The organism is Halomarina litorea, from assembly GCF_024227715.1.
Taxonomy (GTDB): domain Archaea; phylum Halobacteriota; class Halobacteria; order Halobacteriales; family Haloarculaceae; genus Halomarina; species Halomarina litorea.
Window position 1 is genome coordinate 1764288 of sequence record NZ_CP100448.1, and the last position, 22227, is coordinate 1786514.

The window sequence follows — 22227 nt, forward strand, 5'->3', positions numbered from 1 at the left end:
GGGGTGGCCCGTCACGGGCGACTCGAACCGCCCGGCGCGGACGGGGCGAGCGTCAGCCGAGCGCCCGAACGCTCGCCGCGAGCGTCGGCACCGCCAAGGCGATGACGAGACTCAGGACGGCCAGCTCTCCCGAGGCGAGGAACTGCGTCAGCGCGCCGAACAGCGCGAGGTAGGCGGCGAACGCCACGGCGACGGCGATACCGAGGTAGAGGCCGAACCACAGCGCCCGCGTGAACGTCGGCGCGAGCAGTCCCACCAGCGCCCCGCCGACGGCGAGGCCGGCCCAGTGGACCGAGGCGAGGGCGACGCCGACGACGAACGCGACGAGGAGGGCGAGGTCGGCGTGCGGTCCCGTCCGGAGGCGGGCGCGCAGACTCGACTGCTCCGTGGCGCTACGCATCGCCCACCCCCCGACCTGCGGCCACGCTCGCGGACCCGTTCGCTCCGTCGGTCGTGAACCTGATGTCCACGGCGCCGGGGTCGTCGAACGAGAGCGGCTTGTAGTCCGCCGTCGCCCACAGGCCCAACTGGTCGTGGTAGTGCGAGGAGAACGGGTTTCCCGACTGGCCGCCGGGGATGACCCCCAGCGAGTCGCCGTCGAAGGTCGCAATCATCCGCCAACTGCTCCCCGCCTGAATCGACCGGTCGGCCCGGAAGTTGTTCACCGTGAACGGCGACCCGTCCATCGGGCGCTCGGGGTAGTCGAGGAAGGCGAGGCCGAACGGGTGGGTCAGGCGCAGGCGGTTGTAGTCGCCGTACGTCCCGTAGCCCTCGCGGTCGGCCTCCTCGATGGCCTCCCGGAGCGCCCGCGCGACGATGTCTGCGCGCGTCTCGCGTTCGGGCGTGCGCGTGTCGTCGAACCACTCGCTGTCGGCGGGGAGCGTCCCCAGCGTGTAGTGGTGGGGGTAGTAGCCCGGGTCGAGGCCCGCCGGGTGGTACTCGTCGTAGAAGGTGGCGTTCACGAACCGGTCGCGGAACAGCGCGAACAGCAGGGCGGCCTCCGAGTCCTGTGTCATCCGGCCGTCCCAGTCCTCGAACTGTCGGGCGGCCCGCCGCGTCTCGGCGACCATCGCGTCCCGCGCGTCCAGAATCTGCGGGACGAACAGGGTGGCGGCCCGTGAGCGCACGTCGGCCTGCATCTCCTCGACGTACGCCCGGTCTATCGGGTCGCCGGACTCGACGCGTTCGTCCAGCATCTCGTAGATGCGCGCCCCGCGGAACGGGTCGGCGTAGCCCACGCTCGTCGAGAGGTAGAAGCCGGGGTCGTCGACGACTCGCTGGTTCGCGCTGGCGAGGAGTGGGGGGTCGTCGACGTGGGGGACGTCCTCGTAGGCGACGAACCCCTCCCACGTCGAGTTCCCATAGGGGGTGAACCCGCGCCACTCGCCCTCGCCGGCGGAGCCGTCGAACGGCCGGTCTCCCCGGACGACCTCTCCGTCCGTGTAGCGATAGGGGTACTTCCCGGTCGCGCGGTAGTAGGTCTCGCCGTCGCTCGCTCGCGGGGCCCGCCCGCTCGCGTTTTCGGCGGAACGCGGTTCCGCCCTCGCTGCCGCGACGAGGTTCTGCGTCGGCGAGTCGAAGAACCGCGCGCCCTCGCGGACGTCGTCCATCGTCCGGGCGCGGTTGAACAGGTAGAGTGCCCGCGCCTCGCGGGTGGCCGTGAGGCCGGTCCACGCGACGGCCACCTCGCTCGTGCCGTTCGGCCCCTCCCGCGAGAGCAGGGGGCCGTGGACCGTCTTCTCGACCGTGACGGTGACGTCCTCGCCGCCCTTGACCCGGATGGTCTCGGTGGTCCGGTCGAGTTCGCGGACCTCGCCGTCGTAGACGTAGGTGTCGTTCGAGGGCCGGTCGTAGGTGTAGAGGTCGGTCACGTCCGCGCCGACGTTCGTGAGGCCCCACGCCACGTCCCGGTTCTGGCCGATGATCACCGTCGGAATACCGGGGAAGGTGACGCCGCGCACGTCGTAGCCGTCTTCACCCAACAGGGTGAGTCGCTGTTCGTACCAGATGGGAGGGACCGTGAGCTGGAGGTGCGGGTCGTTGGCGACGATGGGTCGCCCCGAGGCGGTGTGCTCGCCGGAGACGACCCAGTTGTTCGACCCGATGCCGGGCTCCGACTGGTAGGTCGAGAGCCAGTCGTACAGCGCGCCGGGGGCTGCGAGGTTCCCGGTCCCCGACGCCCCGGTCGCGTTCGGGTCCCACCCCTCGCGAATCACGGGCGAGTCGTGGGCCAACTGGTCGGGGTACAGCGACCGCGCCTCGGGGAGACGGGCGTCCACCGTCGCACCCTGCAGGTCGCGGAAGCTTCCCGTCAGGGACCACGATATCTGCTTGCCGACGAGGAGGGTGGCGACGGGCGTCCAGCGCTGTGGGCGGTAGTCGTTCAGGCGGAACTCGGTGGGCAGGTCGCCGTCGTCGATGTAGCGGTTGACGCCGGCGGTGTACGCCTCGACCAGCCCGCCGTACTCGGTGCCCGCCATGGCGCGCCACGACGCCTCGGCCGCGCCCGTAAAGTCCATCTTCCGGTGGAAGGTGTCGGACTCGACGGCGACGCTCCCGACGGCCGCCGAGAGGTTCCCCGAGATGAGCCGACGCTGGAGGTCCATCTCGAAGAGGCGGTCGCGCGCCTGGACGTAACCGGCCGCGTAGTACAGCGCCGCCTCGTTCTCCGCCTCGACGTGGGGGACGCCCCACCGGTCGTAGCTGACCGTCGCCGCGCCGTGGGGGTTCTCCACCTCGGTCGGACCGGCCATCCCGCGCAGGCCGCCCCCGAGGGAGTCCGGGTCGTCGTCGGCCGCCGCCCACGCCCCGCCGCTGAACGGCGCCGCGAGCGTGAGGTAGGTCCCCCCGAACGCTCCTGCCGCGACGAGGCCGGCGACGGAGAGGAGGGCGAAGAGCACCTGTCTGGGGTCGCGTGACATACCACACGGGCGACAGGAGGTGCGATAAGGCTTGCGTCGCACGAAGTCCGGCCCGCGCGGGCGGTATCGGGGCTCGATTCAGCCGGTAGCTATTTGTTGGCTGCCACACACCTCGCGGTCCGATGAGCGACGTGGACGCGGCCGCCGACCGGGAGACGGACGTAGTGGTCGTCGGGGCCGGGCTGGCGGGCCTCACCGCCGCCCGGTGGCTCGACGGCAGGGACGTGGACGTCCGGGTCCTCGATGCGCGCCCGCAGGTCGGCGGCCGCCTCCGGTCGCGCGAGGTGGACGGCGTCGTCGTCGACCTCGGGACACAGTGGGTCGGGCCGGGCCAGCGACACCTCAGACGGCTGGCGGCGGACCTCGGCTGCGAGCAGGTGCGCCAGCGAGCCGAGGGAGACGCCCTCCGCTACGACGGCAACGGGACACATCGCGGGAAGACGGCGATCGACTCGCTCCCGCTCCCGGCCCGCCTCAACCTCGGGGCCGCGGTTCGCCTGCTCGACCGCCGGTCGGGGGAAGTCCCCCTCGAAGCCCCGCACCGTGCGCCCGACGCGACGGCGTGGGACGAGACCACCCTCGCGACGTGGCGCGACGGCGCACTCCGGACGCGTCGGGCGCGTGCCCTGTTCGACGCCGCCGTCCGGTCGTCCTTCGGGTCGGAACCCGCCGACCTCTCGTACCTCTCGGTCCTGTTCGCCGTCCGCGCGGCTGGCGGGTTCGAACGACTGACGGGGCTCGACGGTCGGCCCCGAACGCGCATCGCGGGGGGCGTCCAGACCCTCGCAGACCGGATGGCCGCCGACCTCTCGGGGAGGGTCCACACCGACTCGCCGGTCCGGGCCATCGCCCACGACGAGGACGGCGTCGTCGTCCGCACGGACGACGAGTCCGTCGCCGCTCGCCACGTCGTCGTGGCGACGGCCGCCTCGCGGGTGGCCTGTCTCGACTTCGACCCGCACCTCCCCGCCCGGCGGGCCGCGCTCTCGCGTCGCCCGCCACACGGGGCCGTCGTCACCTGCGTCGCCACCTACGAGGTGCCGTTCTGGCGGCCCGACCTCTCGGGCGACGTCCTCGACGAGGAAGGACCGGTGTGCCGCACCCGCGACGTCTCCCCGCTGGACGGGGAGCGCGGTGTCCTCGTCGGGCAACTGTTCGGGAACGCGGCCCGGCGGTGGAGCGAGCGGACCCGGAGCGAGCGCCGGTCGATGGTCCTCGACCGGTTCGCCGAGTACTTCGGCGACCGGGCGGTGGAGGCGACGGGCTACACAGACGTGGCGTGGCCGAACGTCCCGTGGTCCGGGGGGTGCTGCGGAGCGGCGTTCCCGCCGGGCATCCTCACGACGGTGGGGGAGGCGCTCCGGGAGCCCGTCGGACGCGTCCACTGGGCGGGCGCGGAGACGGCGACGCGGTGGCCGGGCCACATGGACGGCGGCGTGCAGGCGGGCAAGCGCGCCGCCGCGGAACTGGTGGGCCGTCTGCGAACCGACTGAACGGACGACTCGACCGGCCGAACCGGCGACAGTGGACCGAACGATTCTCCACGGAGGCGTGCGTTCGTCCGCCGATGAGCAACTGGTGGCGCCGGACCGGAGAGTACCTCGTCGGCCTGTTCGTCATCATGCTGGCGTACACCGTCGTCTACCACTTCGGGATGGCCGCCTTCGAGCGCGACCCGATCTCGTGGCTCCACTCGCTGCAGGTCGTCGTCGAGACGTTCACCACCACGGGGTACGGCTCGGACGCGCCGTGGCAGAGCTGGCAGATGAACGTCATCGTCATCGTCATGGACCTGACGGGGGTGCTCCTCATCTTCCTCGCTCTGCCCGCCCTCATCTTCCCCCTGTTCGAGGAGGCGCTCAAGACGACGGCACCGACGGCCGTCGACGGGTTCGAGGACCACGTCGTCATCGCCGGCTACACCCCGCGCGGGGTAGCCCTCGTCGCGGAACTGGAGGGCCGCGACATCCCGTACGTCGTCGTCGAACCCGACCGGGACGCCGCCGCCGACATCTACGAGGAGGGGACGACCGTCGTCCACAGCGACCCGGAGGAACTGCGGACGTACACGGAGGGGACGAACCTCGCGGACGCGCGCGCCCTCGTCGCGGACGTCGACGACGCCACGAACGCATCCATCGCGCTCACCGCCACGCAGGTGTGTGACGCGCCGGTCATCACGTTCGTCGAGGAGTCCAACCTGGAGGAGTACCACCGGCTGGCCGGCGCGAGCAACGTCTTCTCGCCCCGTCAGCTCATCGGCGAGAGCCTCGCGACGAAGGTCACCTCCGGCGTGTCGATGGACCTCGGTGACGCCATCGAGATATCCGAGGACTTCGACATCGTCGAACTGCCCGTGCAGGCCGGGAGCGACCTGACGGGGACGCGAATCGAGGAGAGCCGCATCCGCGAGCGGACCGGCGCGAACATCATCGGCGCGTGGTTCCGCGGCGAGTTCGTCTCCCCGCCCTCGCCGGACGCGCTCATCGACGAACAGACCATTCTGCTGGTCGCCGGGCACGAACACCAACTCGAACGGCTAAAGGAGCTGACGCTCTCCGAACAGCGACGAAAGCGCCACGGCCACGCCATCGTCGTCGGCTACGGCGTCGTCGGCTCGACGGTCCGGCGGGCCATCGACGAGGCCGGGGTGGACGTCGAGACGGTCACGGTCGACCGACAGGCGATGGACGAGGTGGACGTCGTCGGCGACGTGACCGACATCGAGACGCTCCGCGAGGCGGACATCGAGGACGCGGGGACGGTCATCCTCGCGCTTCCCGACGACACGACGACGGTGTTCGCCACGCTCGTCATCCGCGAACTCTCGCCGGACGTGGAGATCGTCGCCCGCGCTGAGGCCACCGAGAGCGTCAGGAAGCTCTACCGGGCGGGGGCGGACTACGTCCTCTCGCTGGCCGTCGTCAGCGGGCGGATGCTCGCGTCCACCATCCTCGAGGAGGAGGTCATCACGTTCGACCAGCAGGTCGAGGTCATCCGCACCGACCCGGGGTCGTTCGCCGGCCGGACGCTCGCCGAGGCGGACATCCGCGCCCGGACCGGGTGTACCGTCGTCGCCGTCGAACGGGGCGACGACGTGGTCGCGGACCTCGGGCCGGACTTCCGCCTGCTCCCCGACGACGAACTGGTCGTCACCGGCACCGACGCCGACATCAACGAGTTCTCCCGCCTCGCCGAGGGGCGGGGCTGAGCGCCCGCCCGAACCCCCCTCACTCGTCTTCTGGCTCGGACGCTTCCCCCGCTGTCCGACTCGGACGCTCACCCCGTCGGTCCGACTCGGAGGGCCGTCCCCGCCGTCCACACGCCGAGTGCGAGCGCCCCGACCGTCTCCGGAATCGCGAGCGAGAGTCCCGTCTCCGCGAAGACGGCGACGTACACCGCCCACGTGACGACGTTGAGCGTCCCGAGGGCGATCGCCGCAGCGCCAACCCACCGGCGGGCCTCGCCGACCCGGAGGGCCCCCGCCCCGTGGACCCAGAGGGTGAGCGAGAGCAGGAGGTAGAACGCCACCGCGACGGGGAAGTGCGGGTCGGTCCCCATCGGGAAGACGCCGACGAGGCCCATGGCGAGGCCCGTGAGCGCGAACAGGACGCCGCCCGACCGCTGGAGGCGGTCCCGCCCCGTCGTCGAGAGGTAGTGGCCGAACGGGAGCGAGAGCAGGCCGCCCGCGACGAGACCGTAGTTGAACAGCGGGCGCGTCGGTTGGCCGTCGCTCCCGAGGAAGGACAGCGGGTCGCCCGTCCACGTGAACGTCGGCGAGAGGAGCGTCGCGAGGAAGATGGCACCGAGGGCGACGGCGGGCGCGAGGACGCCCGCGGCGCGTTCGACCCGTGCTACGCCATCGTCGGGGGACTGCGGGGGAGTCACGTCCCGAGGTGGGGTCGCCGTCCGACAAGAACGTTCGCCTCCCGGGTCCCCGCAAGCGCTTTCGCGGCGGCCCGCGCCCACCCCGCATGGGTCTGGTCTTCCTCCGGACGGCGGCGCTCGACGACGTCCTCGCGTTCTACACCGATACGGTCGGCGCGTCGGTGTGGCTCGAACAGCCCGACTGCACGGTTCTCGAACACGGCGAGTTCCGCCTCGGCTCTGTGCCGGCGACGAGGTGGAGACCTGCGGGACCGTCACCTTCGTCTACGAGGACAGAGCGGGCGTCGACGCGGCACACGAGCGACTCGCCGACGTGGCCGACGGTGCCCCGCGCTACAACGAGCGCGACGAGAGATACCAGTTCTTCGCGGAGGACCCCGAGGACCGGACCGTCGAGTGCCAGACCTTCGAACACGACGAGTGAGCGTCCGGGCGGGCGCGCGGCGGGTCAGTCGCCGTTCGGGGCGCTCCCGGTAGTTCGGCACCGACCCGGGACGGACGGCCCGGTGGCCCGACGCCCGACCGTCGAGTCCGGCCGGGGGCGTGGCTCCTCGACGTCCCGGTCGACCCCGCGCCACGCCGCGAAGTCCTCCCTGACGAGCCGCCAGATCGACCGGGGGTCGTCCCGGTCGCGGGGGGCGAGCGCCGTCGCGTCGAGGACTCGCCACCCCCCGTCAGCGTCCGGGCGAACCGTCCGACACATGAGGGGGCCGTCGGTCAGCGCGTAGTCGCGGCGCTCGTCCCGCGCGTCGTCGACCCCCCGGATGCCGTAGCCCTCGCGCGGGGCCCGGGTGGCGGTGAGCGTCCACGTCTCCTCGCTCCCGACCCACGCCGCGGTCGGTTTGGCGAGGACGAGCCAGCCGCCTTTCTCGAGGAGCGTCCGACACCGGTGTTCGTACTCCGATTCGATGCGCTCCGCGAACCTCTCGCCGAACGTGGCGTGGACCTGTCGGTAGCTCGCCTCGCGCGCCAGCGTCCAGTACGGACCGGTGACGGCCGCCGGCGCGTCGGGAGCCACGCCGTAGTAGACGACGAACCGTTCGGACTCGGCGACGGGGACTGCGGGCGGGGCGGTGGACCCGGCGTCCGCGCGTTCCAGCGACTGGCTCAGGTGGACGGCGGCGAGTGCCTCGACGATGTCCTCGGAGGGGTCGACGATACCGCGGCGGACGACGGTCCGGGCGAGATGGTCCACGTCGTAGGCGGACCGCACCCGCCGTCGGAACGCGGGGAGGTGGTCGGCGCGCGCGTCGCGGCGGCGCAACCACTCGCCGACCACCGGTAGCCGATAGCGGCCCCGCCGGTCGACCCCTTCGGTGGGAGCGACACCCGCGTCTGCGTCCGGTCCGGACGGCGGGTCACGCCGGTCCCCCCGGCCCCGATAATCACTCATTAAGAACAGTCACAACTCCATACTATTTGACTGTTGGCCTCGTGTCGGGACTCAAACCGCGGGGTCGGAACTCTCGCCGAGACGACCGCTCCCCGCCTCCGGACGGTCTGCGGGGCGACGGCGCGCCCGACGGGCACGCTCGTCGTCGAGTGCCTCGTAGAGCCGGGACTCCACCTCGTCGCGGAGGCGGTCCGCGGTGGTGGCGTCGATGTCGACCGCCCGGGGGTCGCGACCGGTCAGCGAGCGCGACCCGGCGGTGTCGACGACGAGCGTGGCGAGGTCCCGGCGGCGTTGGAACGGGGACTGCGAGACGAGCACCGTCTGGACGCGGTAGTACGGCACGACCTTCACCGTCTGGACGAGGTAGCCGTTGCGCGTGATGACGTGTCCGTCCTGCAGGGCGTACCCGCGTGCGCTCCACTTCGCGTGGGCGGCCAGCGGGACGACGGGCAGGAGCACGAGCGTTCCCCACCACGCGCCCGAGAGCGGCGTGAACCGGACGACGAGGTACGAGCCGAGGATCACCCCCAGCGCGACGGTGCCGTACCGGACGAGATAGCGCGTCCGGGCGCGCTTCGGCGGGCGCTCGAAGTCGGGGTCCTCGAAGGGTTCTACGGAGCGGGCGAGGCGGAACACGCGGTTGCGTTCGGCGAACGGCACGGCCGACTGCGACCCGTTGTCGTCGCCGGGGGCGTAGCCCGCCGTCTCGACGGCCAGCGACGCGTGGTCGATGACCCGCGCGAGGAGGTTCGCCCGGACGGTGAGCGTCTGCACCTTCGCGAGCGGGATGGTCCCGCTGAAGCGCTGGACGAGGCCCCGTTCGTACCGGAGTTCGTCGCCCTCGCGGGTGAGGCGGAAGCCGTAGTAGTTCGTCCCCGCGACGACGGCCCCGACGAGCACCGAGGCGAGGTAGAGCGTCAGCACGCCAAGCGGCGCGAGGAGGATCGGCGAGAGCACCTGCAGGCCGGGCGGGGCAAAGGGCGCGAACAGGTCGGCGAACGTCGGCCAGAACACCGGCGCCGCCACCGAGAGAAACGAGACGAGACGGAAGTCGACGGACACCGCACCCAACAGGAGCAATTCGCGGGGCGTGATGGCGTAGAGCGGTTCGGCGGCTGGGGGCGTCTCCTCCTCCGGCGCGTCCCCCCCGCGTTTCAGTCGTCCGAGATCGTTCTGGAGGCGGGTCGCTTCCCCGGCCGAGACGAACCGGAGGTGCGCCTCGGTGTCGCTCCCGCCGGCCGTCTCGATGCGCACCTCCGCCACGCCGAGCAGTCGCTGGAAGACGTTCCGGCTGATGTCGACGTTCTGGACGCGCTTGTAGGGTATCTCGCGGGTCCGCCGGGAGAGGACGCCCGAGCGGATGTCGAACGTGTCGGCGGTGAGGTCGTACTCGAAGCGCTGCCAGTAGGCGAACTGGTAGCCCGCCGCGACGGCCAGCACCGCGAGCACCCCGAGGACGACTATCGGGACGCCGAACGCCGGGTCGACCCCCGAGGAGGTGACGGAGAAGATGACGACGACCCAGACGAGTCGCGCCACCGTCTCCGCCGCCCGGTAGGGGACCGAGCGGGGGTCGAGTTTCATACGGCGTCCTCGCCCTCGGCGGCGATGGCGAGGCGCTTCAGGCGGTCCTGTAGCGCCTCCGCGTCCTCGGGGATCAGGCCCGGAATCGTCACGTCGGCCCCGCGCGACCCCGCGGTGTACACCACCGCGGAGGCGAGGCCGACTGCCCGCTCGAGGGGGCCGCGACTGGAGTCGACGTGCTGGATGCGGACGTACGGGACGACGGTCTTCGTGCGGGTGAACACGCCCCGTTCGAGGAAGAGGGAGTCCTCGCGGACCTGGTAGCGCCACACCCGATAGCGGGCCACCGAGAGCGCGACTCCCAGCGCCCCGAGGAGGGCGAACGCGGCCGGCCCGGCCCAGAGCGGCCCCCTCACGATCGACGAGGCGATGCCGACGACGACGCCGGCGACCAGCGCGCTCACCAGGGCCTGCGCCGCCCACACGACCCGCACGTTCGGGTCCAGCGTCCGTACCGTCCCCGCCGGTGGTTCGACGTCGAGCCGTTCTCCCTCGACCGCTGTCATCACCGGAACCTCATCGCCGGAGGGTAAATAGCCGGGGGACGGGCGCGGGTCATAGCTTCGCCAGTCGCCGGGCCGTCACGTCCACCGTCGGGCTGTAGTGGACCAGCGGATTGCCCGGCGGGTGATCGAACCCGTTGGCCCGGAAGCAGTCGTTGCGCCGGAACTCGACGCGCCCCGGCCGGAGGGGCCAGCGCGGGTGGGTCACGTCGCCCGCGTACACCTGCCCGTCGTCGCTGGCGGTGTAGAAGCGGTAGCGCTCGGTGAGGAAGTCCGCCCGCTCGCGGTCCCCGATTCGCCCCGACGCGGGACCGTACGTCGCGTCGAAGGCCATCGGCGGCTGGCCGCGGTGGGTCCGACGGCTGCTGAAGTGGACGCCGGTCCCCTCGCGGTCGGCGCGCATCGACGCCCGGTAGTAGGGCAGTCGGAACCCACGCCGAGCGATGGCGACGCCGAGGGGATCGGCGGCGTCGAGGTTGAAGAAGTAGATGCCCGGTTTTCCCGACTCGTGGGTCACGTAGGTCCTGAGGTTGAGTTCGGGGAAGGTGAGCCCGCGCGGGAGGACGGAGGGGCGGATGTCCTCCATGACGAACGCGACGACGCCGAGCCACGCCCGCCCGTCGTGGGTGTCCACGTCCACGCCGTCCGGGAGCCGCGGCTGGACGAGTCCCGGGTCGACCGGCCAGTGGGCGAACAGCACGTCGCGCCACGTCATCGAGAGCGGCGACATCGGCCCGAACTACGGCCGCCGCGCCTATCGACCTATCGACGGGTCGGCGGGTGGCGTACAGAGGTTCGCCCGTACGGGCGTCCCCTCGTCAGGCCGTGCCGTCCCCCGAGGACACCCCGGAGCGCCGTCCCGTCTGTGCGACCGCGTACGACTCCGTCTCGGTCCACGACGTGGAGGTGCTGGTGGACCTGCTGGACGAGGCACGCTACCGCCGGGTCTGCTTCGAACCCGTCGTCGGCCCCCCCGTCCGCTTCTTCCATCACACCCACGAGCAGGTCCGAGCGCGGGACTGACGCCGACCACCAACTGTCAGATAGAAGTGACGGCAGAACGGTTATTCCCGTCAGTCACCATTCGACCGACGAGACGTGACGCGGCCGTCGCGCCGTGTCGAGGACCAACTCGTGCAGGAGGAGACACCGACGAGGGTCGGACGGCGGGTGGGACGCGGACGGGACCGACCGACCCGTTCGTCGCGGCGTCGGCGTGGCCCGTCTGGATGGCCGACCGGGGGCGGCAGTCGGCGGTAGAGGAGTCCTACCAACTCGGGAGCGCTAGTGTGGACCTACTACGCAGGTCGGCAGCGCTCTCGCTTCGCGGGATGGACCCGTTCGTGAACGCCGACCTCCCCGCGGTCCCGCCGGTTCGGATTCCGCTCGCCCCGGCGGGCGTTGCCGGCCCGACGACCGCGCCCCCAGTAGGGGACGCCTTCGACGCCTTCCTCGCGGCCTTCGAGGTCGAACTGTCGACGCACCCCGCCGCGATGGAGTGAGTTACTCGTGGCCGGAGACGCGGACCGGTTCGTACGGCTCTTCGAGGTACTCCACGTCGCTGTCGGAGAGGTCGATGTCGAGGGCCTCGACGGCCTCCTCCAGGTGTTCGATGCTCGTCGTCCCGACGATGGGGGCGTCGACCCACTCCTTCGAGAGCACCCACGCGAGACCGATCTGAGCCATCGTCGCGTCCTCCTCGGCCGCGAGTTCCTCGACGCGTTCGTTTATCTCGACGCCGCCGCCCTCGAAGTACGGGTGGCGCTGAGCGTGGCTGTCGGACTTTCCGCGGGTCGTCGCCTCCACCTCCTCGTGGGGACGGGTGAGGTACCCGCGTGCGAGCGGCGACCACGGGATGACGCCGACGCCCTCCTGCTCGCAGTAGGGGAGCATCTCCCGTTCCTCCTCGCGGTAGAGCAGGTTGTAGTGGTTCTGCATCGTGACGAACCGGTCGAGACCGAGTCGGTCGCTCGTGTGCAGGGCGTCGGCGAACTGGTGGACCCACATCGAGGAGGCGCCGAGGTAGCGAACCTTCTCGCGGCGGACGGCGTCGTCGAGGGCGCGCATCGTCACCTCGATGGGGGTGTCGTAATCCCAGCGGTGAATCTGGTAGAGGTCGATGGTGTCCATCCCGAGGCGCTCCCGGGAGGCGTCCAGTTGGTGTTCGATGGCTTTCCGCGAGAGTCCCCCGGAGTTCGGGTCGTCCTCGTCCATCCGGAAGAAGCCCTTCGTGGCGACGACCTGTTCCTCGCGGCGACCGTCCAGTGCCTCCCCGAGGACGCGTTCGGACTCGCCGCGCGAGTACATGTTCGCCGTGTCGAAGAAGTTGATACCGAGGTCGATGGCCCGGTCGACGAGTTCCATGCCCGCCTCCTCGTCTAAGACCCAGTCGCGCCAGTCGCTGGTCCCGAAGCTCATACAGCCGAGACAGATGCGGCTGACCTCCATCCCGGTGTCACCGAGCGTGGTGTACTCCATGCGGGGTGCTCACGCGGTGGGTACATAATCCCGCCGAGCGATGGACGGCGGGCGGCGGTGCGACCGTCCGGTGGCCGGTCGACCCAAGTGCCGGTCGCCCGTAGTTCCCGACATGAGTACGACGCTCGCACGGACGCCGGACGGGTATCGAATCGAGGTGGGGCGTCGCGTTGGCGCGTCCACCGAAGCGTGCTGGGAGGTCCTCATCGACACCCACCGGTGGCCCGAGTGGGGCCCGAGCGTCCGCGCCGTCGAGTGCGACGACGGGGAGCGATACATCCAGTACGGGACCCGAGGGCGCGTCCAGTTGGCCCTCACGGGGGGGCCGTGGGCACCGTTCGAGGTCACGGCCTGTGCCGACTACCGGTGGACGTGGCGGGTGGGCGTGCCCGCGGGCGACGCGATGCGGAACGTCCTCGACGCGGCTCCCCGCGTTCCGGCGACGGGTCACCGGGTCGAACCGCTCGGAGCGAACGCCTGTCGGGTCGTCTTCGAGGTGCCGCCGCTGGCGGCCGGGTACGTCCCCGTCTGTCGGCGCGCGCTGGACCGAATCGAGGAACTGGCCGTCGGCGCACAGGCCGGAGACGAGAGGTGATCGCGAGCCACCCATGGCGCCTGCAGGAACGAACCGCAGAACAGTCGGCGTCGGGCGCTATCGGGCGACAGTGAGCGCGTCGCGTACCTGCCGGAGGTCCTCGCCGAGGCCCGCGCCGTCGCAGTCCTCGTTCGGGCACTCGAAGTGCCACCCGTCGCGGGTCGCCCGTCGCTCCGCGAAGCGGTCGCCGCACTTGTCGCAGAACAACTGCGCGTCGGAACAGGTGTCCTGGTGGAGTTCGAGGTCGAGTTTCGAACTGAACGTCCGTTTGCAGTTCCTGCAGGTGTGCGTCATACATACGTCGTACGTCTCCGGGGATATAATGATATCGCAAACTGCCGTGTGAAGGCCTGACAACCCCGCACACGGGGGATTAGCGTGCGAGAATCCGCTGCCGTCTGTCGGTTTCGATGGCGGCGGGAGAACAGGGTTCCCGTCAGACGGGTTTCACAACAGGCCGAGGCCGAGCGAGTAGGGCCACTCCACGCCCGCGAGGGCGAGGAAGACCAGCGACCCGCCGAGCAGCGAGACGTTCTTGAGGAACTGCGTCATCTCGGTCTGCTGTTGCTCCTCGGGGGCGTTCCAGAAGTCGTGCATCAGGGGCGTCGAGACGAGCAGGAACAGCGCCAGCGCGCCCGCCCCGACGATGGGGTAGACGCCGAGGACGATGGCGAGGCCGCCGACGACGAGCATCCCGCCCGTGAACGGGACCATGAGGCCCGCGGCGGGAACGCCCTTGGCCTCGGCGTAGCCCGCCATCTGCTCTGTCTGCATGAAGTGGTTGATACCCGTGAACGCCAGGATGCCGCCGAACAGCACCCGGCCGAGCAACAGGACGATGCCGGCGAAGGCCGTGTCGAACGGGGTCGTCTGGAGTATCACGCGTCCACCTCGACGTCGCGTCGTAGTTGCGTCACGTTATCTGGTACGAGGCGGAACCAATATATCAGTTTCCGGACATTGGTGTCACCGGGTGGCGTCCGTGCCACCCGGTTACCGGTCGGACAGTGGGCCGACGAGGAGCGCCTCCTCGACCAGTACCTCCGTTCCCCTCCTGATACGTTCCGAGAGCGCCTGGTGCGAGATGTCCAGGTCGGCGGCGAGTTCGTCGAGGTCGGTCCGGCGCGGCACCGAGAAGTACCCCTCCTGGCAGGCCAGCGTGAGCGCCTCGAATTGTTCGTCGGTCAGGCCGAACCGGCCGGAGGGCTCGCCCTCCATCTCCCGGACGTGGGTCACCTCGAAGCTGAGGCCGTGGCTCTCGCAGAACTCGTTGGTCCGCGAGAGGGCGTCGTGGTCGGGGTAGAAGACGCGCAGCGTCCACGTCGCCCCGTCGCAGGAGGCGTCCATCACCGTCGCGTGGAGCGTCGTCACCATCTCCAGGACGAGGTGGACCTGTTCGACCCACGTCATCCGGTAGAGCAGGTCGTCGTCGAAGTCGGCGAGCAACGAGAACTCCCGGACGCTCGGGTCGTCCGACAGCGCCCCCTCCAATTCCTCCCGCGTCGCCCCGCGCGCCCACACGAGAGGCATCACCAGTTCGCTCCCGCTCTCGACGATGCGCTCGCAGTCGAACGTGACCTCGGGTACCGACCGGAGCGTCTCTAGAAGGGCGAACTCCTCCGCTGGAATCTCTGCTCGCGTGATGGTCGCCATCTCCACACGTCCGGATGGGGGTGGCCGTAGTAAACGTGTCTCAACTCGGACGCCGTGGGACAGGCGGCAGTCGGGGGCCCCGGCGGGTCACTCGCGGGTCGAGAGCCAGTCGAGGAACGACGCCACCCCGTCCGGGTCCGGCACGCGGAACGTCGCGGCGGTGTCACGACCGTCTCCGACGTGGACGCCGATTCCGTCGGCGGCGACGGCCTCGAAGGCGGACTCGTCGGTGCTGTCGTCGCCGACGTACATCGGGAGGTAGTCCTCGGACACCCGTTCGCGGAACGTCCGCACCGCGTCGCCCTTCCCCCAGTCGAGGTCCGGGCGGAGTTCGATTGCGGCCTTCGCGGGCGTCAGGCGGAGGGCGTCCCCGCCCACCTCCTCGACCGTCGAGCGGACGAGCGCGCGGATGCGGGCGGTGCGCTCGTCCGGCGCGAGGCGGTGGTGGACCGTCGCGGTCACGCCCTTGTCCTCGACGTGACAGCCGGGTTCGTCGACGAGGCGGTCCGAGAGCGCCTCGCAGGCCGCCCGCACCGTCGGGCGGTGTTTCTCGGCGACGGGGTGGACGACGGTGTCGCCCACCTCGTCGAGTTCGAGGCCGTGGTTGCCCGCGTAGTAGATGCCGTCCAGTCCGACGCGGTCGCGCACGTCGTCCAGCGCGCGCCCGCTGATGACGGCCACGCGCACGTCCTCACGGTCGGCGAGGTCGACGAGCGCCCGGCGGCACTCCGCCGTCGGGGCGACCGTGGTCGGGTCCTCCGCGATGTGTGCGAGGGTCCCGTCGAAGTCGAGACAGAGGAGGAGGCCGCCGGCGGCGTGGAGGTGGTCGTCGATGCGGGACAGCCAGTTCCCGACCAGCGGGGCGCGGTCGTCGCTCGCGGACCCCGGACGGGTGGCATCGGGCATATGGCGCATATCTCGGCGTCCGGCATGGTAGTTTCGTCGCCTGCCTCTGCCGGTGGCCGTCGTCGGGGACGGTGCGGTCGCTCGGGGGCGCAGACAGGTACAGAAAGGGGGCCGGGCCGACGTCCGGTCGTCAGCCGCGGAGTCGGTTCCGCAGGCCGCGCAGGAGGCCGCCGTCCTCCTCGGAGGACTCCGAGAGGGGGTCCAGGTGGAGGTAGGGGTAGACCTGCGCCGCGGTCTCGGGCACGAGGACGACCGTTCCCCGGTGCTTGTCGAAGTCGACGATACCCATCTCGTCGAGCTTCGGGAGGTGACACTGGTAGAGACCGATGTACACCCGCTTGCGCTGGGCCGAGTTCAGCTCCAGCTCCGAGATGCCGTTCTCGTCGGCCGCGATGTGCTCCGCGAGGTCCCCGATGTTCGCCTCGCCGTCGTTGGCCTCGAGGTAGTGGAGGGTCGCTCGGCGGCGGCTGTTCGTCAGCGCCTCGAAGACGGTGTCCTTCGACAGGCGGGCCGTCCCCTGCTCCGAAGTCGCCTCCGTGGTCGTCTCGCGTGCGCCCTCGCGCGTGGTCGTCTCCTCGGAGACACCCACGTCGACGCTCATGCGAGGACACCCCCGACGTTCTGTCGTGCCTGTCGCGCCGCGGTTCGGCCGCCGTCAGCAGTGGTTCCAACCATACCTATACATCGGAGACAGACATGATAGCTAATCATTCCGTAATCTGAAACTGTCTGGCGTAGTGACCCTGTACCCGTTCCGTCCGGCCTAATCGGCTCCGAACGGGTTCAGCCCCTCGTGAACGGACGGATAGCCGGTCGTTAACGGGCGGTTGACCGGACGAAACGACACCATACCGAGGAAGGAATCGCCGCTACCGGAGGGTCACTCCTCGCGGTCGGGGTACGCCGTGGCGAGCAGGTCCGGGTCGTCGAGGAGTCGCTCGCGCACGGGCGCGAGGAGGTCCGCGAGGTGGTCGGCCGTCGCGTTCTTCAGGTCCTGCGGGTGGAGGTCCTCGCTGACGAAATCGGCTTCGAGGGACTCGTAGTCCTCGTAGGTCAGGTCGCCGCCGAACTTCTCGGGGCGCTCGACGACGAACGTCTCCCCGCGCTCGTCGAGGAGCGGGAAGACGAGGAAGCGGACGTACTCGAGGACGCCGTTGTCCTCCACCTCGCCCATCGGGCAGTACGCGCTCTGGAGTTTCTCCGCGACCTGCTCGCGGGTGTCGGTGAGGTTGACCTTCGAGGCGGCGTCGCTCGCGCTCATCTTCCCGCCGGTCAGCCCCGACAGGAGGGGGGCGAACACGCAGACGGGCTTGGCGTAGCCGTAGTCCGGCAGGAGTTCGCGGGCGAGCATGTAGATGCCCCGCTGGTCGATGCCGCCGTAGGCGATGTCGGCGTCGAGGGCGGCGACGTCGAGGCTCTGCATCAGCGTGTAGACGAGCCCCCCGAGTTTCGGGTTCTCCGACTGGCGCACCACCTCGCTTCCGGCGCGCTGCGCCCGCGAGATGGTCGTGTCGGCCATCATGCGATAGAGTTCGAGCGTGTAGGGCTGGTCGAGTTCGAAGTCCGTCCCGCGGACGAACTCGATGCGCTCGGGGTCCGCGCCCGCCGCCTCGACCATCGCCTCGATGGCGACCTGATAGTAGTCCGCCCGGGCTTCCAGCAGGTCGAAGGGGCTCTTCTCGTCGTCGAGGTGGGCGTGGAGGTCCGCGACGAGCACCGTCACCTCGACGCCTGCCCGGAGGAAGTCCGCGAGTTTGCGAAGCGTCGTGAAGTGGCCGATGTGCATCTCGCCGGTGGGCGCGTAGCCGATGTACGCCCGGGGCTCATCGCGTGCGAGTACGTCCTCGAGTTCCTCCTCGGTGACGACCTCGTCCGTGTAGCGGGTGAGTAGCTCCCGCCGCTCGGCCGTGTCCATACGCTCGGTTCCGGTGTCCCGCGCTTAAGCCATTCGGGATGGTGGGCGACCCCGACGACGCCCGACGGCGGACACCTCCCGGCCGATTCCCCGCAACGAACGGAACTGCGCTGGATCAATCTTCCGAGACGAATTTCCCACATTCGACCAGAAGAGGAGCCAGTAGTGAGTAACTACCACTAGTCGTTCTAGTACTTCGTACGGATACGTACGGAACGTTGATGTGCGGTCGGGGGGCTCTCCGGGACGTGATTCCGACGCCCGTCGAAACCGTACTCTCGCGGACGCCGAACACCCTGCCGTCGACCGCGCGTGCGAGCGGGGCGGCCCGCCTCCTGCGCAACCCGGCCGTCCCCGCGGAGGTCGTCACCGACGGCTCCCGCGTCGTGAGCGTCGTGACCCGCGACGGCCGCGCCGCGCGCCGCACGTCTCCCGCCACCGCCTCGACGTGGACTGGCGCGGCGACCCCCTGTCCGTCGACGGGTCGAACGCACCCGAGGTACCGGCCGCGGAGTAGTCCCCCGCCGACGGCACCCGGGGGCCGGACCGCCGCGAACGCCAGGTCCAAAGCGTTCCCTCCCCTACTTCGCCCATGTACACGGGCAAGACGGAGATGCCCTGCTGTCTCTGTGGCGACGCCGACACCGTCGCCCGCCTCGACATCCCGCCGCGGGCGGTGCAGTTGCTCCGCAACTCCGGGCCCATCGCGTGGCGCGACATCGTCGGCGAGGTGTCCATCCACTTCTGCGAGTCGGACTGGGCGGTGGTGACCGACCTCGTCCTCGAGACGGGGATGTCCCCGCTCCCCCGGTGCAACGCCGCCCGCGCCGACCTCGACATCCGCGAGGACTTCGAGGCGTTGCTCAACGACGTGCGCGAGGAACCGGACCAGACGCCGACCGAACGCCGGATGCTCGCCGAATCGCGCGAGCGCATCGCGACCGCGGAACGGGAGGGTCGCGAGACCGTGAACACGCGCGCCCTCGTGGAGGCGTACGTCCGCGTCTGGGCGATGGCGGACGTAGATGCCGCGGCGACGCCCGCCGACGACTGAGACCCGAATCAGTCGATGCGCGTCCCGACGGCGTCGCCCGCGAGGAACGGCCCGAGGTCGTCGACCGCGAAGATGGAGGCGGGCATCTCCAGGTCGAGCAGTTCCTGCACCTTGGCGGCCATCCCGCCGGTCACGTCCGTCGACTCGCTGGCCCCGAGGACGGACTCGACGTCCTCGAACGCCTGAATCCGGCGGACGACCGACCCCGCCTCGTCGAGGACGCCTGGCACCGCAGAACAGAGGCCGACCCGGTCGGCGTCCAGCCCCCGGGCGAGTTCGACGACGAGTTCGTCACCGGAGAGGATGGTCGCACCGGCCCCCTCGTGGACGACGACGTCGCCGTGGAGGACGGGAACGAACCCCTCCTCGACCATCGTCGCCGTCGTCTCCAGGGGGAGCGAGAGGTCCCCCTCCGCCGAGCGACGGGCCGCCGAGAGCGGGTGGACCGGGAGCGCGGGGACCTTCTCGTCGGCCAGCGCACCCACGACGGCCTCGTTGAGTTCCTGCATCGCCTCGTGGATGGCGAGGACCGCGGCCCCGTCGCGGGACCCCTCCGTGGGGGTGACGTCGTGTTCGCTGGCGTGGAAGTGCCCGAAACTCCCGCCGCCGTGGACGAGGACGAGGTCGTTGTCGGCCTCCGCCTCGACGTACCCCGCGATGGCCATCGCCGCGTGCGCGATGGCGTGTTTCGCCAGCGTCTCCGGGGAGTCCTTGTCGGTGACGATGCTCCCGCCGAGTTTGAGGACAGTCATCATTCGGCGCGCACCCCCTTGCGGTCGAGTTCGGCGCGGAAGGCGTCCTCGCACCCCGGCGTGTAACTGAGCGCCGTCTCCGCGGCCGGCGTCTCGTCCAGCGCGACGATACACCCCCCGCCGCCCGCCCCGGTGAGTTTCGCGCCGAGGGCGTCCGCCTCCCGCGCGGCCCACACCATCGCGTCGAGCGACCGCGAGGAGACGCCGAGCGCCGACAGCAGGCCGTGGTTGAAGTTCATCAGGCGGCCCACCTCCTCGACGTCGTCCTCCTCCAGTGCCCCCTCCCCGCGACGGACGATGTCCCCGATTGCCCGGACGGTGTCCGCGGCGAAGTCGTACTCCTCGCGGAGTTCGCGGACGCCGGCGACCAGTTCCCCGGTGTCGCCCGCCCCGCCGTCGTACCCGACGACGAACGGGAGGTTCGGGGCGTCCTCGATGCGCCGGCAGTCGTCGCCCTCGACGCGGACGGCCCCGCCCATCGCCGAGCAGAAGGTGTCCGCGCGCGATGCCTGCCCGTCCTGTACCTCGTGTTCGACCCGGTAGGCCCGGTCGGCGACGTCGTCGGGGGCCAGTTCGACGCCCAGTTCGCGCGCCGCGGCGTCGATGCCGGCGACGACGACGGCCGCCGAGGAGCCGAGGCCCGCCCCCAACGGGATGGTGCTCTCGACGACCATGTCGAAACCCGCGTCGGGGGCGTCCGCCGCCTCCCGTGCTTGCTCGACGGCCCCGTCGATGTAGCCCATCGCGGCCTCCACGAGCGGCGTCGGGACGTTCACGTCGGGCCGGTCGGCCGATCCGCCGCTGTACTCCACGGTGAAGCCGTCGAGGGTAAGGTCCCTCGCCTCGACGCGCAGTCGGTCGTCGTCGCGTCGCTCGACGGACACCGTGGCGCGGCGCTCGATGGCACACGGCACCGCCGGTTCCCCGTAGACGACGGCGTGCTCGCCGAAGAGGTAGACCTTCCCCGGCGCGCTCGAAACGGTCATACCGGCTAATGCCCCACCGCTCGGTTAAGTGTATTCGAACCGCTCCCGGGCAGCCACGCGTCCGGCGCCCGGCGCCCGCCGGGCGACGTACATTAATGTGTCCGCTCCGACAACGTGCGACGCGATGGAGGGCGTCCTCTGGTACATGCTCACCGGGGCGCGGGGTGGCCCCAACCGGATTCGCATCCTTCGGGCACTCGTCGAGCGCCCGCGGAACGCGAACCAGCTAGCAGAGGACCTCGACCTGGACTACACCACCGTCCGTCACCACCTCGACGTGCTCAAGAAGCACAACGCCATCTACGACAGCGGCGGGGGGTACGGGACGGTGTACCTGCTGACCGACGAGGTGGAACGACACTGGGGGACCGTCGAACGAATCATCGAGACGATGGAGGAAGCATGACCGACACGACAGCCGACCGGTACGGGGGGGACGACTGATGGAGCTCTGGTTTACGGTGACGCGCGTCGCCACGCTGGTCAACCTGGTGGTCCTCGGGGGCCTCAGCTACGTCTGGTTGCGCAACTACCTCCGGTTGCGCGCGACGTTCGCGCTCGGCCTCCTCGTGTTCGGGGGCCTGTTGCTCGTCCAGAACGGGTTCGCGACGTACATCTACCTCGTCGACCCCTCCACGAGTCGGTGGTACGCCGGCATCCCCGAACGGTACAACATCGCCATCATGGTCCTCACGGTGTTGCAGACCAGCGCGCTCGCCGCCCTCGTCCGCATCACCCTCGAGTAGCCGACGCACGCCAGTTCGGAGAGATTTTGGAGAGAGTCCGGAGAGATGTCGGACAATCGATATAATTCGAGTACGCCTAGCTCGGCCGTTATGCGACGACGAAGTTTCCTCGCCGTTTCGGCAACGGGCATCGCGGCGCTCGCGGGATGCGCCGATAGCGGCCCCGGCGAGAACGGCACCAATACCACGACGACGAGCGGTGGCGGCACCACGACCACCGACGGCACCACGACCACCGACGGCACCGCGACTACTGACGAACCGACGACCACCGACGGGACGACGGAACCGACCACCACCGGCGGGAACACCACGACGACGGACGGGGCCGCCGGCGACGTGACCGTCGCCCTCCGAACCGTCGAACCCTACGGCGACATCCTCGTCGACGGCGAGGGGATGACCCTCTACCTGTTCACGCGCGACGAGGACGGCGAGAGCGTCTGCTACGACGACTGCGCCGAGGCGTGGCCGCCCCTCGTCGTCGACGGCGACCCGACTGCCGGCGAGGGCGTCACCGCCGACCTCGGCACCGTCGAACGCCGCGACGGGTCGATGCAGGTCACGGCCGGCCAGTGGCCGCTGTACTACTTCACCCCCGACGAACAACCGGGCGACGTGAAGGGACAGGACGTCGGCGGCGTCTGGTACGTCCTCGGGCCGGACGGCAGCATGATCGAGACGAAACCCCCCGCGGAGGGCGAGAACGGCAGCAACGACTCGAACGGCTCGAACGACTCCTGAGACGGCCACACGGCCGTTCCGCTCCCGAAGACGGTCGGACCGTCGGGACCGACCGGACGACGTACGCGCCGTGAGCCCGCGACGCCGTCGTCGGGGAGCGTCGCCACTC

The 22227-nt window shown here is 70.5% G+C and carries 25 protein-coding genes and 1 pseudogene; 10 read left to right on the forward strand and 16 right to left on the reverse strand.

Annotated features, from left to right (window positions below):
* Positions 1-52: 52 nt before the first annotated feature.
* A complete protein-coding gene (locus NKG96_RS09635) occupies positions 53-400 on the reverse strand; it encodes a hypothetical protein (protein WP_254534729.1) in 348 nt (115 codons plus the stop codon).
* Positions 393-2921 (reverse strand): penicillin acylase family protein, encoded by a 2529-nt coding sequence (locus NKG96_RS09640; RefSeq protein WP_254534730.1) that lies wholly within the window; start codon positions 2919-2921, stop codon positions 393-395. Before NKG96_RS09640 ends, NKG96_RS09635 begins: the two co-directional genes overlap by 8 nt.
* Before the next feature lie 122 nt (positions 2922-3043).
* Here NKG96_RS09640 and NKG96_RS09645 point away from each other — a divergent pair, with 122 nt between their 5' ends.
* Together NKG96_RS09645 and NKG96_RS09650 are read left to right on the forward strand one after the other, a co-directional pair.
* Positions 3044-4414 carry a flavin monoamine oxidase family protein gene (locus tag NKG96_RS09645; protein WP_254534731.1) on the forward strand — a complete coding sequence of 457 codons (1371 nt, stop codon included), beginning with the start codon at positions 3044-3046 and terminating at the stop codon, positions 4412-4414.
* Between the two features lie 74 nt (positions 4415-4488).
* Positions 4489-6132 (forward strand): potassium channel family protein, encoded by a 1644-nt coding sequence (locus NKG96_RS09650; RefSeq protein WP_254534732.1) that lies wholly within the window; start codon positions 4489-4491, stop codon positions 6130-6132.
* A gap of 68 nt (positions 6133-6200) precedes the next feature.
* Here the strand turns inward: NKG96_RS09650 and NKG96_RS09655 are convergent, their stop codons facing one another.
* A complete protein-coding gene (locus NKG96_RS09655; protein ID WP_254534733.1) occupies positions 6201-6809 on the reverse strand; it encodes a DUF998 domain-containing protein in 609 nt (202 codons plus the stop codon).
* Between the two features lie 86 nt (positions 6810-6895).
* On the opposite strand from NKG96_RS09655, the pseudogene NKG96_RS09660 reads away from it, so the two are divergent.
* Positions 6896-7233, forward strand: a pseudogene (locus tag NKG96_RS09660) (VOC family protein).
* A 24-nt stretch (positions 7234-7257) separates the two neighbouring features.
* Here the strand turns inward: NKG96_RS09660 and NKG96_RS09665 are convergent.
* From NKG96_RS09665 to NKG96_RS09680, 4 genes are read right to left on the reverse strand one after another with little or no spacing between them, the layout of a single operon-like run.
* Positions 7258-8202, reverse strand: coding sequence for a hypothetical protein (locus NKG96_RS09665; protein ID WP_254534735.1), 945 nt, complete (start codon positions 8200-8202; stop codon positions 7258-7260).
* 51 nt (positions 8203-8253) lie between these two features.
* Positions 8254-9786, reverse strand: coding sequence for a PH domain-containing protein (locus NKG96_RS09670; protein WP_254534736.1), 1533 nt, complete (start codon positions 9784-9786; stop codon positions 8254-8256).
* Positions 9783-10292 carry a PH domain-containing protein gene (locus NKG96_RS09675; RefSeq protein ID WP_254534737.1) on the reverse strand — a complete coding sequence of 170 codons (510 nt, stop codon included), beginning with the start codon at positions 10290-10292 and terminating at the stop codon, positions 9783-9785. Before NKG96_RS09675 ends, NKG96_RS09670 begins: the two co-directional genes overlap by 4 nt.
* Before the next feature lie 49 nt (positions 10293-10341).
* Positions 10342-11019 (reverse strand): YqjF family protein, encoded by a 678-nt coding sequence (locus tag NKG96_RS09680; protein WP_254534738.1) that lies wholly within the window; start codon positions 11017-11019, stop codon positions 10342-10344.
* A 95-nt stretch (positions 11020-11114) separates the two neighbouring features.
* Here NKG96_RS09680 and NKG96_RS09685 point away from each other — a divergent pair, with 95 nt between their 5' ends.
* Both NKG96_RS09685 and NKG96_RS09690 read left to right on the forward strand, forming a co-directional pair.
* The gene (locus tag NKG96_RS09685; protein WP_254534739.1) at positions 11115-11312 is read left to right on the forward strand and encodes a DUF8145 family protein; all 198 of its coding nucleotides are present in this window, start codon (positions 11115-11117) and stop codon (positions 11310-11312) included.
* Between the two features lie 206 nt (positions 11313-11518).
* Positions 11519-11791 (forward strand): hypothetical protein, encoded by a 273-nt coding sequence (locus NKG96_RS09690; protein WP_254534740.1) that lies wholly within the window; start codon positions 11519-11521, stop codon positions 11789-11791.
* Position 11792: 1 nt separating this feature from the next.
* Here the strand turns inward: NKG96_RS09690 and NKG96_RS09695 are convergent, their stop codons facing one another.
* On the reverse strand, positions 11793-12767 hold the full coding sequence (locus tag NKG96_RS09695) for an aldo/keto reductase (RefSeq protein ID WP_254534741.1): 975 nt from the start codon (positions 12765-12767) through the stop codon (positions 11793-11795).
* Between the two features lie 112 nt (positions 12768-12879).
* Here NKG96_RS09695 and NKG96_RS09700 point away from each other — a divergent pair, with 112 nt between their 5' ends.
* Positions 12880-13362, forward strand: coding sequence for an SRPBCC family protein (locus tag NKG96_RS09700; protein WP_254534742.1), 483 nt, complete (start codon positions 12880-12882; stop codon positions 13360-13362).
* Positions 13363-13419: 57 nt separating this feature from the next.
* Here NKG96_RS09700 and NKG96_RS09705 read toward each other — a convergent pair whose 3' ends face one another.
* The 6 genes from NKG96_RS09705 to NKG96_RS09730 form a co-directional block, all read right to left on the reverse strand.
* Positions 13420-13656, reverse strand: a complete 237-nt coding sequence (locus tag NKG96_RS09705; RefSeq protein ID WP_254534743.1) for an HVO_2901 family zinc finger protein — start codon at positions 13654-13656, stop codon at positions 13420-13422.
* Between the two features lie 153 nt (positions 13657-13809).
* The gene (locus NKG96_RS09710) at positions 13810-14244 is read right to left on the reverse strand and encodes a DoxX family protein (RefSeq protein ID WP_254534744.1); all 435 of its coding nucleotides are present in this window, start codon (positions 14242-14244) and stop codon (positions 13810-13812) included.
* Between the two features lie 111 nt (positions 14245-14355).
* Entirely contained in the window at positions 14356-15015 is a 660-nt protein-coding gene (locus NKG96_RS09715) for a helix-turn-helix domain-containing protein (protein ID WP_368409244.1), read from the reverse strand.
* An 87-nt stretch (positions 15016-15102) separates the two neighbouring features.
* Positions 15103-15921, reverse strand: coding sequence for a trehalose-phosphatase (gene otsB, locus NKG96_RS09720; protein ID WP_254534746.1), 819 nt, complete (start codon positions 15919-15921; stop codon positions 15103-15105).
* A gap of 130 nt (positions 15922-16051) precedes the next feature.
* Positions 16052-16522 (reverse strand): DUF7344 domain-containing protein, encoded by a 471-nt coding sequence (locus tag NKG96_RS09725; protein ID WP_254534747.1) that lies wholly within the window; start codon positions 16520-16522, stop codon positions 16052-16054.
* A 279-nt stretch (positions 16523-16801) separates the two neighbouring features.
* Positions 16802-17836: a tyrosine--tRNA ligase gene (locus NKG96_RS09730; protein WP_254534748.1), complete on the reverse strand. Its 1035-nt coding sequence runs from the start codon at positions 17834-17836 to the stop codon at positions 16802-16804.
* Between the two features lie 592 nt (positions 17837-18428).
* On the opposite strand from NKG96_RS09730, the gene NKG96_RS09735 reads away from it, so the two are divergent.
* Positions 18429-18890, forward strand: a complete 462-nt coding sequence (locus NKG96_RS09735; RefSeq protein WP_254534749.1) for a DUF7960 family protein — start codon at positions 18429-18431, stop codon at positions 18888-18890.
* Between the two features lie 8 nt (positions 18891-18898).
* Here NKG96_RS09735 and NKG96_RS09740 read toward each other — a convergent pair whose 3' ends face one another.
* Together NKG96_RS09740 and mvk are read right to left on the reverse strand one after the other, a co-directional pair.
* A complete protein-coding gene (locus NKG96_RS09740; protein ID WP_368409304.1) occupies positions 18899-19642 on the reverse strand; it encodes an isopentenyl phosphate kinase in 744 nt (247 codons plus the stop codon).
* On the reverse strand, positions 19642-20628 hold the full coding sequence (gene mvk, locus NKG96_RS09745; protein ID WP_254534751.1) for a mevalonate kinase: 987 nt from the start codon (positions 20626-20628) through the stop codon (positions 19642-19644). The genes NKG96_RS09740 and mvk overlap by 1 nt, the downstream gene beginning before the upstream one ends.
* A gap of 124 nt (positions 20629-20752) precedes the next feature.
* On the opposite strand from mvk, the gene NKG96_RS09750 reads away from it, so the two are divergent.
* From NKG96_RS09750 to NKG96_RS09760, 3 genes are all read left to right on the forward strand, one after another.
* On the forward strand, positions 20753-21034 hold the full coding sequence (locus NKG96_RS09750; protein ID WP_254538133.1) for a winged helix-turn-helix domain-containing protein: 282 nt from the start codon (positions 20753-20755) through the stop codon (positions 21032-21034).
* 37 nt (positions 21035-21071) lie between these two features.
* The gene (locus NKG96_RS09755; protein ID WP_254534752.1) at positions 21072-21374 is read left to right on the forward strand and encodes a DUF8036 family membrane protein; all 303 of its coding nucleotides are present in this window, start codon (positions 21072-21074) and stop codon (positions 21372-21374) included.
* Between the two features lie 90 nt (positions 21375-21464).
* Entirely contained in the window at positions 21465-22118 is a 654-nt protein-coding gene (locus NKG96_RS09760; protein WP_254534753.1) for a COG4315 family predicted lipoprotein, read from the forward strand.
* The last annotated feature ends 109 nt before the right edge of the window (positions 22119-22227 follow it).

Excerpts from the sequence above, each read along its gene's own strand:
- NKG96_RS09635 (WP_254534729.1), bottom strand. The coding sequence starts at position 400 with ATGCGTAGCGCCACGGAGCAGTCGAGTCTGCGCGCCCGCCTCCGGACG.
- NKG96_RS09640 (WP_254534730.1), bottom strand. The coding sequence starts at position 2,921 with ATGTCACGCGACCCCAGACAGGTGCTCTTCGCCCTCCTCTCCGTCGCC.
- NKG96_RS09645 (WP_254534731.1), top strand. The coding sequence starts at position 3,044 with ATGAGCGACGTGGACGCGGCCGCCGACCGGGAGACGGACGTAGTGGTC.
- NKG96_RS09650 (WP_254534732.1), top strand. The coding sequence starts at position 4,489 with ATGAGCAACTGGTGGCGCCGGACCGGAGAGTACCTCGTCGGCCTGTTC.
- NKG96_RS09665 (WP_254534735.1), bottom strand. The coding sequence starts at position 8,202 with ATGAGTGATTATCGGGGCCGGGGGGACCGGCGTGACCCGCCGTCCGGA.
- NKG96_RS09670 (WP_254534736.1), bottom strand. The coding sequence starts at position 9,786 with ATGAAACTCGACCCCCGCTCGGTCCCCTACCGGGCGGCGGAGACGGTG.
- NKG96_RS09675 (WP_254534737.1), bottom strand. The coding sequence starts at position 10,292 with ATGACAGCGGTCGAGGGAGAACGGCTCGACGTCGAACCACCGGCGGGG.
- NKG96_RS09680 (WP_254534738.1), bottom strand. The coding sequence starts at position 11,019 with ATGTCGCCGCTCTCGATGACGTGGCGCGACGTGCTGTTCGCCCACTGG.
- NKG96_RS09690 (WP_254534740.1), top strand. The coding sequence starts at position 11,519 with ATGGCCGACCGGGGGCGGCAGTCGGCGGTAGAGGAGTCCTACCAACTC.
- NKG96_RS09695 (WP_254534741.1), bottom strand. The coding sequence starts at position 12,767 with ATGGAGTACACCACGCTCGGTGACACCGGGATGGAGGTCAGCCGCATC.
- NKG96_RS09700 (WP_254534742.1), top strand. The coding sequence starts at position 12,880 with ATGAGTACGACGCTCGCACGGACGCCGGACGGGTATCGAATCGAGGTG.
- NKG96_RS09705 (WP_254534743.1), bottom strand. The coding sequence starts at position 13,656 with ATGACGCACACCTGCAGGAACTGCAAACGGACGTTCAGTTCGAAACTC.
- NKG96_RS09715 (WP_368409244.1), bottom strand. The coding sequence starts at position 15,015 with ATGGCGACCATCACGCGAGCAGAGATTCCAGCGGAGGAGTTCGCCCTT.
- otsB (WP_254534746.1), bottom strand. The coding sequence starts at position 15,921 with ATGCCCGATGCCACCCGTCCGGGGTCCGCGAGCGACGACCGCGCCCCG.
- NKG96_RS09725 (WP_254534747.1), bottom strand. The coding sequence starts at position 16,522 with ATGAGCGTCGACGTGGGTGTCTCCGAGGAGACGACCACGCGCGAGGGC.
- NKG96_RS09730 (WP_254534748.1), bottom strand. The coding sequence starts at position 17,836 with ATGGACACGGCCGAGCGGCGGGAGCTACTCACCCGCTACACGGACGAG.
- NKG96_RS09735 (WP_254534749.1), top strand. The coding sequence starts at position 18,429 with ATGTACACGGGCAAGACGGAGATGCCCTGCTGTCTCTGTGGCGACGCC.
- NKG96_RS09740 (WP_368409304.1), bottom strand. The coding sequence starts at position 19,642 with ATGACTGTCCTCAAACTCGGCGGGAGCATCGTCACCGACAAGGACTCC.
- mvk (WP_254534751.1), bottom strand. The coding sequence starts at position 20,628 with ATGACCGTTTCGAGCGCGCCGGGGAAGGTCTACCTCTTCGGCGAGCAC.
- NKG96_RS09750 (WP_254538133.1), top strand. The coding sequence starts at position 20,753 with ATGGAGGGCGTCCTCTGGTACATGCTCACCGGGGCGCGGGGTGGCCCC.
- NKG96_RS09755 (WP_254534752.1), top strand. The coding sequence starts at position 21,072 with ATGGAGCTCTGGTTTACGGTGACGCGCGTCGCCACGCTGGTCAACCTG.
- NKG96_RS09760 (WP_254534753.1), top strand. The coding sequence starts at position 21,465 with ATGCGACGACGAAGTTTCCTCGCCGTTTCGGCAACGGGCATCGCGGCG.